The 15,955-nt window shown below is 45.1% G+C and carries 12 protein-coding genes; all 12 read left to right on the forward strand.

What is annotated here, in order from left to right; genetic code table 11:
- Positions 1–181: 181 nt before the first annotated feature.
- The 12 genes from EYS13_RS02625 (at position 182) to cas4 (ending at position 15,952) form a co-directional block, all read left to right on the forward strand.
- Positions 182–991 carry a YitT family protein gene (locus tag EYS13_RS02625; protein WP_265332438.1) on the forward strand — a complete coding sequence of 270 codons (810 nt, stop codon included), beginning with the start codon at positions 182–184 and terminating at the stop codon, positions 989–991.
- Between the two features lie 173 nt (positions 992–1,164).
- Positions 1,165–1,737, forward strand: coding sequence for a LemA family protein (locus tag EYS13_RS02630; RefSeq protein ID WP_227765667.1), 573 nt, complete (start codon positions 1,165–1,167; stop codon positions 1,735–1,737).
- Positions 1,738–1,761: 24 nt separating this feature from the next.
- Positions 1,762–2,574 carry a TPM domain-containing protein gene (locus tag EYS13_RS02635; protein ID WP_227765669.1) on the forward strand — a complete coding sequence of 271 codons (813 nt, stop codon included), beginning with the start codon at positions 1,762–1,764 and terminating at the stop codon, positions 2,572–2,574.
- A 128-nt stretch (positions 2,575–2,702) separates the two neighbouring features.
- Entirely contained in the window at positions 2,703–4,127 is a 1,425-nt protein-coding gene (locus EYS13_RS02640) for a Wadjet anti-phage system protein JetA family protein (RefSeq protein ID WP_227765671.1), read from the forward strand.
- Entirely contained in the window at positions 4,124–4,747 is a 624-nt protein-coding gene (locus tag EYS13_RS02645) for a DUF4194 domain-containing protein (RefSeq protein ID WP_227765673.1), read from the forward strand. Before EYS13_RS02640 ends, EYS13_RS02645 begins: the two co-directional genes overlap by 4 nt.
- Entirely contained in the window at positions 4,744–8,085 is a 3,342-nt protein-coding gene (locus tag EYS13_RS02650) for an ATP-binding protein (protein ID WP_227765675.1), read from the forward strand. Before EYS13_RS02645 ends, EYS13_RS02650 begins: the two co-directional genes overlap by 4 nt.
- A 6-nt stretch (positions 8,086–8,091) precedes the next feature.
- Complete coding sequence (locus EYS13_RS02655) at positions 8,092–9,366, forward strand: Wadjet anti-phage system protein JetD domain-containing protein (protein ID WP_227765676.1); 1,275 nt, start codon at positions 8,092–8,094, stop codon at positions 9,364–9,366.
- Positions 9,367–9,723: 357 nt separating this feature from the next.
- Positions 9,724–11,922 carry a CRISPR-associated helicase Cas3' gene (cas3, locus tag EYS13_RS02660; protein WP_227765678.1) on the forward strand — a complete coding sequence of 733 codons (2,199 nt, stop codon included), beginning with the start codon at positions 9,724–9,726 and terminating at the stop codon, positions 11,920–11,922.
- A gap of 21 nt (positions 11,923–11,943) precedes the next feature.
- Positions 11,944–12,612: a type I-C CRISPR-associated protein Cas5c gene (cas5c, locus tag EYS13_RS02665; protein WP_227765680.1), complete on the forward strand. Its 669-nt coding sequence runs from the start codon at positions 11,944–11,946 to the stop codon at positions 12,610–12,612.
- Complete coding sequence (gene cas8c, locus EYS13_RS02670; protein ID WP_227765681.1) at positions 12,609–14,402, forward strand: type I-C CRISPR-associated protein Cas8c/Csd1; 1,794 nt, start codon at positions 12,609–12,611, stop codon at positions 14,400–14,402. The genes cas5c and cas8c overlap by 4 nt, the downstream gene beginning before the upstream one ends.
- Before the next feature lie 3 nt (positions 14,403–14,405).
- A complete protein-coding gene (cas7c, locus tag EYS13_RS02675) occupies positions 14,406–15,278 on the forward strand; it encodes a type I-C CRISPR-associated protein Cas7/Csd2 (RefSeq protein ID WP_227765683.1) in 873 nt (290 codons plus the stop codon).
- On the forward strand, positions 15,275–15,952 hold the full coding sequence (gene cas4, locus EYS13_RS02680; RefSeq protein WP_227765685.1) for a CRISPR-associated protein Cas4: 678 nt from the start codon (positions 15,275–15,277) through the stop codon (positions 15,950–15,952). The genes cas7c and cas4 overlap by 4 nt, the downstream gene beginning before the upstream one ends.
- Positions 15,953–15,955 lie beyond the last annotated feature (3 nt).

Raw genomic sequence — 15,955 nt, forward strand, 5'->3', positions numbered from 1 at the left:
ATATATTTTTGTGTTTCTCTCATTCCTTGTCCCATCTGACTCCTGGAACATCGCAATTAGCTCTCTTAACAAAGGTTTAATCAAAACAGGAAGGGTTTTACTGCATTTAAGTCTAATTTAAGTAATCAGTTTAAGGGAAGGAGAGTTTACCATAAAAAAGAAATTTATTGAATACTTAAAAATCACCATCGGTATTTTTATCCTCGTGTTAGGGGTACAAGGGATAATTATCCCTACTCACCTGACATTGGGCGGGATCAGCGGCATTGCTATTTTGCTGCATTACTTGTTCAATACTCCCGTTGGTCTGGTTAACTTGCTGTTAAACATCCCTTTGTACATTTGGGGATATTTTACTATTAATCGCGAGTTTATCTTTAAGACTTTATATGCGGTTACTCTGTTTTCAATCTTAGTTGATTTACTTCAAGGGATAGACTTGATTAAAACACCAGACCCGTTTCTGGGCGCCGTATTTGGGGGTGTAGTAGTAGGGATTGGAGGGGGAATTTGTTATTCCCAAGGGGGCTCGGCAGGTGGTGCGGACATTATCTGTAAAGCCCTAAACCGTAAATATGGAATTGGCCTCGGCCAAGTTGGCATGCTCATCAACGTTGTTGTAATGGCCATGGTTGCTTATTTCGTAGGTCCTAAAGTAGCTATGTACACTCTCGTATCTTTTTTTGTCAGCTCGAAAGTTATCGATGCCATTCAGACCGGGCTGCCAACAAAAATCATCTTTATTATTTCAGAACGGGGTGAAACCATTACCCAGGCAATTGTAGGGGAAATTGGACGGGGTGTTACCGTTTTGAAGGGTGAGGGGGCATATACTCACCAGGCTAAAGAAGTGCTGATGTGCGCTGTCCATTGGGCGGATATCTACCGTTTAAAAAGGCTGGTTTCCGAAATCGACCCGGAAGCATTCATAATTATTGGGGAAGCCAGCGAAATTTTGGGTAAGGGATTTAAACCTGCAATACAGAAATAAATCAAAAAGTTACTGTGAGGACTGGCTCAGCAGGGGTGGGCATTTTAACAATTTTCAAGAAATCTACAAGTTTGTTCCCCGAGTTGAATATGATAGCTGTGATATAATGATAGTGTGCGGCAAGCCGATAAAGCTTTTGGCAATTTTTTAATTAAATATGGGAGGGGAAGCAATTGAAAAAAGGATTAATTATTTTTGGTATAATTATCCTGGTCATTGGGTTGTTGGTATCTTCAGTTTTTGGCAGTTATAACAGCCTGGTTGCTTTGGAGGAACAGGTCAACGGCAGTTGGAGCCAGGTGGAAAACCAGCTGCAGCGCAGGGCTGACTTAATTCCTAACCTGGTTGAAACGGTGAAGGGTTATTCCATTCATGAACGTGAAGCTGTTCAAGCAGTAGCTGATGCACGGGCAAAGCTAGCAGGAGCCGGCAGCGTTAAGGAAAGGATTTCTGCAGAAAACGAGCTTTCCGGCGCCCTATCCCGCCTGCTGGTTGTTGTGGAAAATTACCCGAACCTGAAAGCCGATGCTAATTTCCGCCAGCTTGCCGATGAGCTGGCAGGTACAGAAAACAGGATTGCTGTAGCCAGGAAGGACTATAATGATGTTGTAAGAGTCTATAACAGCAAGATCCGGAGTTTTCCCACAGTCATATTTGCAGGTATGTTAGGTTTTGACAAGAAAGATTACTTTGAAGCTGCACCCGGTGCGGAAAGTGCTCCCAAAGTTGATTTTACTTCGAAATAAAAACACTGAAGTAGGGAGAAAGATATGAAAAAATTAAAACTGTTGCTCCTACCCCTGCTTTTCATTTTGTTGCTTTCTTGGCCTGCCTGGGCCGCAGCTCCAATTCCACCGGCCCCGGACGAGAATGTTTATGTTCACGACTTTGCCGGGATGCTGGAAGCTGACCAAGCCCGTGACATCATGGCTGTGGGAGCGGCTTTGGAGCGGGCCGGCGGGGCAGAGGTGGTCGTAGTTACCGTTGACAGTTTAGGTGGCTACCCTATTGAGGAATATGCTAATGAGCTCTTTCGCTCTTGGGGCATAGGTGACCGGCAAAAAAACAATGGAGTTTTACTATTGGTCAACAAGGAAAACGTGTTGGCCGGACGCAGCGGCAGGGTAAGAATTGAGGTAGGGTACGGCCTGGAAGGGGCAATCCCTGATGGTAAAGCGGGCAGGATTCTGGATGAATATGTGCTTCCGGCCTGGGAACCCGGCGATTACAGTACCGGTATCTATCAAGGGTATATGGCAATAGCTAAGCTTGTGGCCGATGAATACGGGCTTGACTTAAATAAAGAAGAGGCTCTTGCCCAGTTGGAAAGGTATAACGTAGACAGCGGTGGTGATGGGGAAGGCGGTTTCCCCGTGGAGATATTGATCTTTATCATTGTCTTAATAATTATCGTCTCTATGAATAACCGGGGCGGCGGAGGACGGCGCCGTTATTTCAACAACGGTCCTTTCTGGGGTGGACCTTTTAGCGGTGGAGGTTTTGGAGGCGGCAGCTTCGGCGGGGGAGGAGGCTTCGGAGGCTTTGGCGGAGGCTCTTCCGGAGGCGGAGGCGCAAGTCGTTAACAGCAAATCTTGGCCTTTGGGAGTTCCCAAAGGCTTTTTTTCATCTATTAGTCTATTTGTTTATTATTTAAGGCATTTTGTGTTAAAATGTAGATATTCAAAGAAAACGGTTGCAATAAGGAGAAATTATGGAGTTATTTGCCATAATACCGGAAAGACTGTTCAGCCTCCTGGCCAGTCCTTTGAAAGAGGACTATGCGGCTATCCTTTTCCGGATTTACGACCAGTATCAGATGACCAGTTTTGGCATGGAGCGGGAAGTAATTCTGGACATTATCCAGGATTACTTGGAAACAAGGGGAGCCCAGCCCAATTTTCTGGAATCCCTGGAAGAGGAACTTGCGGGGGGAGACGGGGATTCTTCTTTGCGCTCTAAAGCAGGGACTTTGTTGCGCAAACTGGAACAAACAGGTTGGGTGAAAATTGAAATCTGGGCTAATTACAAGCAGTATATCAATCTGCCCGACTATGCCAGTAAAATTCTGGATACCTTGGATAAAATCCGGCAGAACAAACAGGTGGAGTACCAGAGCTATATTTATGCCGCCTACACCGCTGTAACTTCGGATGAAGCACTGCGCCAACCCCATCTGGCTTTGGAGAGAGCTTTCGAGGTTACCCAGGAGCTGGTCAATCACCTGAAGGCTTTGAACCATAACATTAAGAGGTATATGGAAAGAATGCTGGCCCAGGACAGGGCGGCAGATATTTTACGTCAGCATTTCCATGAGTATAAGTTGGAAGTGCTGGATAAAGCATATCACCGCTTAAAAACTGCTGATAACGTGTCTCGCTACCGTCCGAAAATTATATCCAAAATCAATGAATGGCTTAATGACCCGCTATGGGTGGAAGAGGTAGTGCGCCAGGAAGTACGTATGGAGAGGCAGCCCAATGAGGAGGAAGCCCGGGTTGAAACTTACCGTAAACTGGAAACCATTATCCAGGTTTACAGCGGTATGGATGAGCTGCTGGAAGAAATCGACCGCCGGAACAGCCAATACGCCAGCGCTTCACTGCGCCAGGTGGAGTACCTGCTGAGTTCCGGCAAAAACACGGAAGGGCAGCTGCTGGAGATCTTGAAATTTTTGGCAGCTTGCCAGCGGGAAAGGGAATTTGACAGCCAAAATATGGAGGATGTTAATAATGTCTTTAATTTGTTCAGCCAAGGTTTTTTGGACATAAACTCGCTGGCTGTGCCCAGAAGCCCGGCCCGGGAGCATGCCGGCGGTGAACTGCAGGAGCCGGAGGAAGACCCGGAAGTAAAGGAAGAGCGGCTGAAATCCTACCTTGAGCGCATGGCCAAGAGGATCACTAAAGAGAAAGTTAACGCCTGGATTTTGGAGCGCATGGGGAACAGGCAGGAAATTATGGCTAAGGAGCTGAGTATAGCAAGCATAGAGGATTACATTTACCTGATTTATACGGCTATTTTTGCAAACTCGAAAAAAGTGCAATACAAGATTGACCAGTGGAGCAAGGAGCAAGTTTTCTCCCACGGTTTTGCCTACAGGGATTTCCGGATTAAGCGGAAAGGGTTGAAAGTGCTATGAATATCGGAGAAGCTTTTCATAACCTGCGGAATCAAGAAAAAGAGGATTTTATCCGGGTAGCCAACCGGCTCCTGTCGACCACCTTTATTACCCGGAAAAATGAGCAAAACAAAAAGGATTATTATTTTTTGGAAAGGCACTACGAGCTGATGCGGGAATACTTTTCCCTTTCCGGTTGGGAGTTAATCCATGATCGTCCCCTGGGTGTTTTCCAGCTGGTGAACACATACGGCTTCAACCGGGAAAAATTGAAAATGGAAGAAAGCATAATCCTGTTGATTATCCGCCTATGCTACGAGGAAAAAAAGCGTACCGAGTTAAGTTTAGCGGAGAATGTGCTCTTAACCACCAGGGATATTCAGGAACGTTACCTGGCCTTGAAGATCAGGGAGAAGCCTTTAGACCGCAAAGTTATACGGGAGACGATAAACATGTTAAAACGCTATAATATCCTGCAAAACCTGGACAGCGATCCTGCCGATCCCGACTGCCGGCTAGAGATTTTCCCCAGCTTGCTGCTGGCCGTCAGAGTTGAGGATATAAAAGAGCTATATGACAAACTGGCTGCCTACGGCAGTGGCGAAAGCGGTATTCCGTCAGGAGGGGAGGAACCGGCATGAAGGAATTGACCAAAATCAAACTCCTTAACTGGCATTACTTCACTAATGAAACAGTAGACATCAAGGGCTCGGTCTTGTTCACCGGCGACAATGGCTCAGGCAAATCTACCATTCTAGATGCCATTCAATACGTATTGGTAGCCAATTTGAACCGCATTCGCTTCAACGTTTCCGCCCATGAAGAAACCCGACGCAACCTCCTTGGGTATTTGCGCTGTAAAACGGGGAGCGATACGGAAACAGGGGTGCGCTACCTGCGGCAAGGGGATGTCACTTCCGTAGTAGCCCTGGAGTTTTATGACACTGTGAAGAAAAAATACTTTATTGTGGGTGTTGCAGCAGATACCAGGGAAAATGATTCCCAGGTGGACAGCAGGTTCTTTAAAATTGAAGATGCCAGAATTGAGGACAAGCTGTTTACCGAAGGAAGAAAAGTCTACAGTGCCCGAACTTTGAAAGCACGTTGGGCTAACCTCAAAGCCGATGTTTATCCAACGGTGGAAAGTTATCAGAAAGCATTAACCCACAAGTTAGGGATGCTGAGCGACCGCTTTTTTACATTGTTTGTCAAAGCTATTTCCTTCAAGCCCATCGTTGACCTGCGCAAGTTTGTCTATGATTATGTCTTGGATGAAAAGAAAATCAACATCGAGGCTATGCAGGAGAATTTCCGTCGCTACCGGGAATACGCGGAGCTGGCCCGGGTTACCAGGGCCAAGCTGGAATACCTGGAAAAAATATTTAGCCTGGGTGGGCAATTGAAAAACGAGCGGGAAAAAATTCTGGTGCAGGAATACATTATCCGGCGCGGGTATTATGAGGAGACCAGGCGGGAGTTGGAAAGCATCCGGAAGGCTCGCCGGGATACGGAACTTGCTTTGGACCTTACTGAAAAGCGCATTCAAGATTTGCATAAGGCTATCGAAGAAGGGGAAAATCTCGTTACTGAATTGCAGATTAATTTAAGCAGAAACGAGGAGTATGTGGCTTACCAAAGCCTGGAGCAAAACCTGCGGGAGCAGGAAGCAAAGTTTGCGGAAGTCAGCAGGCATGTGGGCATGCTGCGCCGCATGAGCCAGGTGGAAAACGAGGCATTGAGCCAGGTGCAGGAGCTTTTCGGTTCTTTACTGAATGAAGATGATCGTCTGGCCCTGGAGGAAGGGCGCAGCTTTTTCCAGCAAATGGCCCAAGGCTTGGTTCCCGAAGATGAAGGGAAAGTTTTGAGCAGTTTAATCCGGACCCAGGAAGTGCAGAAGTCCTTGGAAAATAGAATGCGCCAGGAACTCTACACACTGGAAGCGAAGCTCAAAGAATTGGGCCAGGAAGAAGAGCAGATCCAAACTGAACTAAAGCACCTGCGGGAGAAAAAATTAGTCTTCCGCAAAGAGGTTACAGCATTAAAAGAGCTTTTGCTCCGGAAACTTGGCCCCAAGGGCTGCAATCCCCAGGTGCTGTGCGAACTTTTGGAAATCCCCAACGAAAAATGGCAGGATGCGGTGGAAGGGTATCTCAATACCCAGCGTTTTGATTTGATTGTAGAACCGGAGCATTTTGACGGAGCATTAAAACTTTATGAACGTTATAAAAGGGAAAAGCAGATCCATGGTGTGGGTCTCGTCAATACGCAGCGCATGTTAGCTTATTTAAATGCCAGGGAGCGGGGATCGCTGGCGGAAGAAGTAACTGCCTCCAATCCCTATGCCCAGGGGTATGTGAATTTGCTCTTGGGCAGGGTGATGAAGTGCGAGCGGGAGGAGGACTTGAAAAAATATAAGCGGGCCATTACTCCTACCTGTATGACCTATGGCAACCATACCGCCCGCCAGATAGATTTTAAAGTTTATGAAACTCCTTTCATCGGCCGGCGGGCCTTTGCCCGGCAGATTGAGCTCCGGGAAAAACGGCTGGAGGAACTGACTGAAGAAAAGCAGCAGTTGGAGCTTGCCAAAGATACTTTCTTTCGGGGAATCAAGCTGGTCAGCGGCAAGGAAGAAGGTTACTTCCAGGTTAAGCAGCACCTGGGCGCATTCCGGCAAAAGGCTGAGCTGGCAGAAAAAATTGCTCAAACCCGTCAGTCCCTGGAGAACTTTGATTTAAGCGGTATAGAGACCCTGCAGGCCCAACTGCAGCAGGCTAAAGATGAGTTGATTAAACTGAAAGGTCAGCATGCCAAATTCATCCGCGAAGCCGGACAGTTGGAAAATAATCTAAAAAATTATCACCAAAATGAAGATGCTATATCCCAGCAAATGGCCTACAGGGAGCAAGAATTGGACAGCTTTGTCCAGGAGAACCCTGATGCTGCGGCCAGGGGCCTGGCCCGTTACCCCAACGAGCTTAAACACAGGTCACCTGGTCAACTGGCCCGGGATTTCGAAGCCAACCGCAAAACACTGGAAACGAAATATAACAATCTGAAAAACGAACTGGTTAAAGAACTGGCAGGTTACAACAATGCCTATCATTTTGGGGGCTCCTTAGACCCGGACAACCTGGCTGATTTTGAAGCCGAAAGGCAGAAGCTGCTCGAGAGCGAGCTGCCTGAATACGAGGAAAGGATTAACCTGGCTAAAAACAATGCCGAACGGGAATTTAAGGAGAGCTTTATTTACAAACTGAAAGAGAATATCGACTTGGCCAAAGCTGAATTTGCTAAATTAAACCAGGCTTTGGCGGGGGTGCAGTTCGGGCAGGATAAGTATCATTTTCAGGTTATGCCCTCAACGGAATACAAGAAGTTTTACGATATGGTAATGGATACTGAGCAGTTGGATGCCGGCGGCTCTCTTTTTGAAGGGTCCTTTCATGCCAAACACCAGGAGGCCATGGACGAGCTCTTTGACCGGATTTTGCACCAGGATGCGGAGCAAATCAAAAGCAGCCTGGAATTATTCACCGACTACCGTACTTTCTTGGATTATGACATTAAGATTCACCACGCTAACGGGGAGACTTCCACCTATTCCAAAGTTTGCCGGGAAAAGTCCGGGGGAGAAACCCAAACACCTTATTACGTAGCCATTGTGGCCTCGTTTATGCAGCTGTACCGGGTGCGGAACAGCAATGACAGTATCAGGTTGATGATGTTTGACGAGGCGTTTAACCGCATGGATGGGGAGAGGATTGAAGCCTGCTTGAAATTTATCAGGCAGTGCGGGATGCAGGTGATTGTGGCTGCTCCCTCGGATAAGTGCGAGGTCATAGCGCCCCATGTTTCCACCACGGTGGTAGTCATGCGGGAAGGTCACGACACTTGGCTGACTGACTACAGGCAAATGCAGCTGCTGGAAGAGACCTGGCAGGATGAACAAAAGGAGAAGCTCTCAGCTGCGAGGTAAGGTTAGATGGATTATGGTAAAAAAATCCTCAATTTGTTATTGGATAAATATGAGCGAAGCAGCCAAAGAATTAACGAAGAAGCGGTTAAACGCAGCATCAGCATCAAAGTGAAGGAAACCTTCCCTCTTTATTATGACGACAGTACACCCCGTTATAAAGAGGAAATAAATGAGGCCGCTTTAGGTTTGGAACAGCAAGAATTGGTGCAGCTAATTTGGCAAAAGCATGAGGAAGGGAATATCCTGGAGAAGATCAGTTTAAATGCTCTGAACCTGGACAAAGCCTATGCGTTTCTGGGCAGGGTCTCCCGGGCAGATAAGGAGGGAGCCTGTTTAAAACTTTTAGACAAATATCTGCCGGATTTGGAGCCCTGGGCGCGGCAATTCGTACAGGAAATAAGTACAAGGATAACAGAAGGAAAAGGGATTGCCGCTTATGTTGATTTGGACGATTTAGCGGCTTTTGAAAAAGTGCTCAAGGTTATGGCTGCTTTGCCGGAAATTAAGGAAGAAATCCCCAAGCGGGTTTTTAGCCTGCAACTGCTGCAAAACTCCAAGGCTTTGGAGCAGGTGGAAAATACGGTGATCAGAGTCCTTAAAGAATATCACCCTGCTTTGGCCGCTTGGGAAGAAAGAGAAGATGATAAAAAATCAATTTTGGCTGAGTTTGGAATAATCGACAGCCTCCAGTATGTTTATTTTCATGGGCCATTAAAGGTAAGAGCCTCCGGTCAGGAAGCTGATTTAAACCTGTTCCAGCCGGCTGTAGGCTTGCCGGTGGAGTTTATCAAAAACATGGAGATAACTTATTTGGGAGCAAAAGTAGTATTAAGCGTGGAAAACCTGACCTCCTTTTACCAGCTGGCTAAAGCTCTACCGCCGCAAGTTTTTATGATTTACCTGGGAGGCTACCACAACCGTTACCGGCGGGAGCTGTTTTTTAAATTGCAGGATTATTGCGTAAGAATGCAACGTCAGGTTTGCTTCGCCCACTGGGGAGATATTGATTACGGAGGGTTCTCTATTTTGGCAGACCTGCGACATAAAACGGGCCTGCCAATCAAAGCCCTGGGGATGGACAAAGGTGCTTTGCAACAGCACCTGGCAATGGCAAGTCCGTTTACAAAAAGCTACGGCAAGAAATTGGCAAACCTTTTGGAGAAGCCTGCGTTTAATGAATTCTATCCCACCATACGTTTTATGCTGGAAAAAGGAGTGCGGCTGGAGCAAGAGGCAATTGACATAGGATTTATTTTAGAACGCCTTAAAGAATTGTGTTAATGATCCTTTTTATGGTAGCTAATCATGGAACTCTATATGCAAATTTGTTGAGTAAGGAAATATACTACTGGTGGCAATGGTAGCTATATACGAGGGGTTTTTAATAATAGAAGATTTCAAGGAAGGGTATTTAACTGCCTTTCCTTTTTTGTTAAACTTTAATGAAGTTTCTGTGTAAAAAGTTGTTGAATTACAAAAGAAAAAGGAATTTCAGGAAGGAAATAACAGCCCTATGAAGTAATACTAATACCACAGTAGAGCTGTTTAAGAAGGTAACGGAAAAACATATAACAAGGAAAAGATAAAAATGGCTATAAAATGCTATTCCTTTAAACACGGAAAATGGCGGGGGGAACTATGGAATATTATGCACATTCCGACAGTGAAAAAGATAAAAGCCAATGGCATTTGTTAAAAAAACATTTAGAGGACACTGCGAAACTGGCCGCAATGTTTGCCAAATCTTTCGGAGCGGAAAAGCTAGGATATATAGCCGGCCTTTTGCACGATATCGGAAAATACTCATATGAATTTCAACAACGTCTACAAGGTGCCAATAATAAAGTTGATCATTCTACGGCGGGAGCTGTAGAAGCAGAAATACAGTATAAAATTTTTGGCAGAATACTGGCTTATGTGATTGCAGGTCACCACGCGGGCCTTCCCGATTGGGGCAGCAAAGTCGATGAATCTTCCTTGGAAGGCAGGTTGGCCAAAGAATCGTTACCGGATTATAGTGCTTTTAAAAATGAGATTGACCTTCCAAAACCTGAAGAACTGTTTTTTCCTATAACTAAAGCACCTGTGGGCTATGGTTTTAGTGTCCAGTTTTTTATCAGATTTCTCTATTCAGCCCTTGTGGATGCAGATTTCCTTGATACGGAAAAGGAGCTGAACGTTGATAAATCATTCCTGCGTAGCAATCGAGCCTCTTTGGCGGATATGCTACAGGTTTTGGAGGCGTTTCTGGACAGGAAGTGTCATGATGCTCCTGATACGCTAATTAACAGGCACAGGGCACAGGTTTTAGCCAAATGTAGGGAGAAGGCTAGATTAGGGCCTGGGCTTTTTACTCTTACTGTGCCAACGGGAGGAGGGAAAACACTTTCTTCAATAGCTTTTGCGTTGAAGCATGCGGTTATGCATGGTATCGAGAGGGTCATCTATGTAATCCCGTATACTAGTATAATCGAACAAAACGCGGCTGTTTTTAGAGATATATTTGGTGACGACAAGATCTTAGAGCATCACAGCAATTTTGCCTATCCCGAAAGTTTGAGGCAAACAGAAGCAGAGTACAATTCTACAGCCTCAGAAAAGTTGAAACTGGCTTCCGAAAACTGGGACATGCCTGTTGTTGTTACGACAAATGTCCAGTTTTTTGAATCTTTGTTTGCGTCAAGAAGTTCTCGGTGCCGGAAGCTACATAATATCGCCAAGAGCGTAGTGATTATTGATGAGGCACAAATGATCCCAACTGGTTTCTTAAGGCCATGCATCAACGCTCTGGCTGAACTTGTTGTCAACTACAATACCACGGTGGTTTTATGTACGGCTACTCAGCCAGCTTTTAGCAAATTTCTCCCCCCAGAAATCAGGCCACTGGAGATAATAGATGATCCGGAAGGATTATATACGGCTTTGCAAAGGGTGAGAATTAGACACCTTGGAGAGCTATCTGATGATTCGTTGGCTAATAAACTTTTATCTCATAAACAGGTATTGTGCATAGTCAATTCGAAAAAACATGCTAGGATTATATTTGAAAAAGTACGTAATGAAGGAGTCTTCCATTTGAGCACTCGCATGTGTCCCGCCCACAGGTCAAAAGTGCTTCAAACTATAAAGGAAAGGTTGAAAAAAGCACAGATATGCAGAGTGATATCCACCCAATTAATTGAAGCTGGAGTTGATGTTGATTTTCCAGTTGTTTACCGCAGCTTGGCAGGAGTTGACTCGATTGCTCAGTCAGCGGGAAGATGCAATAGGGAAGGTTTCACGGAAAAAGGCGAAGTGTATGTCTTTACGCCGGAAAAACATGGTTTGCCTGCGGGCTGGCTCAGCAGGACGGCAGCAGTAGGAGAAGACGTTTTAAGGCAATATGAAGATCCTCTCAGCCTGGACGCAGTTAAGGATTATTTTACAATACTTTACAACATCGAAGGAGAAAAGTTGGATAAAGAAGGAATAATGGCCGAAATTAAAGAGCAGGAGAAGCTGTTAAAGTTCCCTTTCCGTTGCATTGCTGAAAAATTTAAGTTGATCGAAGATAACACAACTGCCGTAGTAATCCCATGGGACGATGAATGTAAGAGATTATTGGAGGAAGCCAGGTGGAATGATTTTTCCGGCCAATACATCAGAAAACTGCAGTGTTATACCGTTCAGGTATACGAGGATGAATTTAAGGAGATGCTCCGGCTCGGAATCCTCGAGGCTATTGTGGGCAAGTTTTTTGTCCTTAGCGAAGAGGGTTATAAAGCTAATTACAGTATGGAAACAGGACTGCTACCCTGCACCGAGAGCATGTTACTTAAAGAAACTTTGATTATTTAAAAGAAAAGGGGGGAGATTGGCGTGGGTTATGGTATTCGCCTTTTGGTCTGGGGAGATTATGCCTGTTTTACCAGGCCGGAAATGAAGGTGGAAAGGGTTAGCTATGATGTCATGACTCCTTCTGCCGCCAGGGGGATCTTGGAAGCTATTCACTGGAAACCTGCAATCCGGTGGGTAGTTGACAGGATTCATGTGTTGAATGAAATTCGTTTTGACAATATACGTCGCAATGAAGTTGGGGACAAAATACCTGCTGGAAATGTGAAAAAGGCTATAAAAGGAGAAATTGTTGAACTTTGCCAGTACGCCGCGGATGACCGGCAGCAGCGGGCCACCCTTTTATTAAGGGATGTTGCTTATGTTATAGAAGCTCATTTTGAGCTGACCGGTAAGGCTGGACCCGGAGATAAACCGGAAAAGCATTACAACATTGTGCTGCGTCGAGCCAGGCAGGGGCAGTGTTTTCACCAGCCTTACCTGGGATGCCGGGAATTTCCTGCCAGGTTTCGCCTTATAGAGGATGATGAGCCTTTTCCTCACTCACAATATCAAGGCAAAGAAAAAGATCTGGGGTGGATGCTTCTGGATATTGATTTTGCTGATCAGATGACTCCCAGATTTTTCAGGGCTCTTATGAAGGATGGAACCATCGAAATACCCCGGATGGAGGAAGGGGGGATAAGCAAATGATTATTAATGCTCTTTTCCAATACTATGAAAGGTTGTTGGAAGACCAGGATTCAGGGGTAAGCAAGCCAGGATACAGTAAGGCCAAAGTTTCTTATGCTATAGTGCTTTCTCAAACCGGCAAACTGGTTAACCTTGTAGATTTACGCGTGGAAAAAGGTAAAAAGCTTGTTCCACGGGATATGGATGTCCCACAGCAGGTAAAACGGACTTCTGGGGTATCAGCCAATTTTATGTGCGATAACTGTACGTATATACTAGGTCTGAAGCAAAAAGGGAAAAAGGATAAAAGTGAGAGGCTGAAAGAGGCATTTGATGCTTTTGTCAATCTACACCAGAAGATTCTTGAAGGAATAAACGATGCGGGAGCAGTTGCTGTATTAAATTTTTTGCGCAGTTGGGATGTAGCAAATGCTATAAACCACCCTAAAATAGTAGAAGCTTTGGATGACTTATTGGAAGGCGGTAACCTGGTATTCAGGCTGGAAGGGACAGAAGGCTATATCCACGAACGACCGGCTATCATGGCAGCATGGAATGCATTTTGTGGGGGCCAGGATTCAGAAGTAACAGGTCAGTGTTTAGTCACTGGTCATAAGTCGCCCATAGCCAGATTACATCCAAGTATCAAAGGGGTAACAGGGGCCCAGTCGAGTGGTGCTTCTTTGGTATCTTTTAATCTTGAAGCATTTACATCATATGGTAAGTCCCAAAGTTATAATGCACCGGTAAGCGAGCATGTCGCGTTCGGCTATACAACTGCTATCAATTACCTGCTAAACAGCGAAAAGCATAGGATACGCATAGGAGATACAACAACGGTTTTTTGGGCTGAACGTTCAACTAATGGTGTGGAGGAAGACCTACTGGGAGCTTTGTTTTTCCCCGCTGAAGGTATGAATAAAAATAATGAGGATGCTGAGCAAAAACAAATCATTAGAGATCCGCAGACAGTGCAGTTACTTCATGATATTTTTGCTAGAATTCGGGCGGGGACTCCGGTTAGTGCAGGCTTAACAGGTGTCGACCGCAATGTAAATTTTTATATTTTGGGACTTGCTCCCAATGCCAGCCGTCTTTCAGTCAGGTTCTGGCATGTTGATCACTACGGAAATTTTTTGGATAAAATAGGCCAGCACTATATTGACATGGCAATAATAAAGAGTTTTGCAAACGACCCTGAGTTTATTTCAATTAGCATGATTTTAAAGGAAACAGCACCTTTAAGGGACGCAAAGAGGATTCCACCGCTTTTAGGTGGTGTATTGATGCGTTCAGTACTGACAGGTATGCCTTACCCTCAGGTATTGTATAATGCAATTCTCTCCCGCATTAGGGCAGACCAAGAAGTTAATTATGCCCGAGCAGCCATTATTAAGGCCTTTCTGGTTAGGAAGCAGAGATATTACAACAGAGGAAATGAGGTGAAGTTTACGATGTCTTTAGATCCGCAAAACACAAACACAGCATACAGGTTGGGGAGGCTATTTGCCCTTCTGGAAAAAGCCCAGGAAGATGCCAATCCAGGTTTGAATGCCACGATAAAAGACCGGTATTTTGGTGCTGCATCGGCTACACCTGGTTTTGTTTTTCCAATATTAATCAGACTGGCACAGCACCACCTAGCAAAAGCCGAGTACGGTCGTGCTATGGACAAACGTATCGAGGAGGTAATTGGCGAAATTGACACCTTCCCTTCCCATTTCAATTTAGAGGAACAGGGACTTTTTGTGTTGGGTTATTATCACCAGCGTCAGGCGCTTTTTACAAAAAATGAAAGAAAAGAGGGATAATAGATGGCTGATATGATTAAAAACAGGTATGAGTTTGTGCTTTTGTTTGAGGTGGAAAATGGCAACCCTAACGGTGACCCGGACGCCGGCAACATGCCCCGCATTGACGCCGAGACTGGCCTTGGTCTGGTAACTGATGTCTGTCTGAAACGTAAAATCAGGAATTATGTGGATATTGTTAAGGGCGGTATAGAGGGTTATGACATTTATGTACGAGAAGGGGCAGTTTTGAACTCCCAGCACAGAAAAGCCTACGCTGCTGTAGGAATTGAGCCTAACACTAAGGATAAAAAAATGCCTAAAGATGAAGAAGAGGCTAAGAAAATTACCAAGTTTATGTGCCACCACTTCTTTGATATTAGGGCTTTTGGTGCAGTGATGACTACGGAGGTGAACTGCGGCCAGGTCCGGGGTCCTGTTCAACTTAATTTTGCCAGAAGTATAGACCCTATTGTTCAGCAGGAAGTAACTATCACTAGAATGGCTGTAACTTCAGAAAAAGATGCCGAAAAGAAAGACAGGGAAATGGGACGTAAATATATCGTGCCCTATGCACTTTACAGGTTGGAGGGCTATGTTTCATCCTATCTAGCACAGAAAACTGGTTTTAACAATGATGATCTTGAACTGCTCTGGGAGGCATTGGTCAATATGTTTGACCATGATCATTCTGCCGCCAGGGGTAAAATGGCTACCCGCAAATTAGTTGTGTTTCGGCATGAGTCAGCTTTGGGTAATGCGCCCGCGTATAAACTATTCGATCTAGTACAGGTTACCAGAAAAGTTCCTGTTCGCCCAGCCCGTTCCTATGATGACTATGAAGTTAAGATTAATCGCTCTCAGCTGCCCACCGGGGTTGATCTAATAGAAAAATGATGAATTATGATACTTATGATGACGACAGCCTGCTGATGTTATCAGGAATACAGCACTTTGCCTTTTGTGAGAGGCAGTGGGCTCTGATCCATATTGAAAATCTGTGGGAAGAAAACATAAGGACTGTTGAAGGTAAACAACTACACGATAGAGTGGACGACCCCTATTTTACGGAAACACGAAACAGTGTCAAGGTAGAGCGATCAGTCCCTTTGGTATCCAGATCCTTGGGTTTATACGGTGTGGCTGACGTAATTGAATACTATCAAGATTCGGGCTCAGATGATTCTCTTAAAATCATTATTATTGAATATAAAAGAGGTAAACCAAAACCCGATGATAGAGATGAAGTACAATTGTGTGCACAGGCGATCTGCTTAGAGGAAATGCTAGGATTAAAAATAGATTATGGGTATTTCTTTTATGGAGAGACAAGGCACCGCTACAGGGTTGATTTTAATGAGGTGTTGAGGGCAAGGGTTAAACAATTAGCAACCAGAATGCATAACTTGTATGAAAGAGGGGTAACTCCGCCGGCAGTAAAAGATAAAAGATGCAAGGGTTGTTCTATGGTAGATTTGTGTATACCTGCTCTTGCTAAAAAAAGAAATGTAGCTGACAATTATCTGAAACGTCTGGTGAAAGAAGCGGAAGAAGAATCAGCGGGAGAATAGTGT

Source organism: Zhaonella formicivorans (assembly GCF_004353525.1).
GTDB classification, from domain to species: Bacteria; Bacillota; DUOV01; order DUOV01; family Zhaonellaceae; genus Zhaonella; species Zhaonella formicivorans.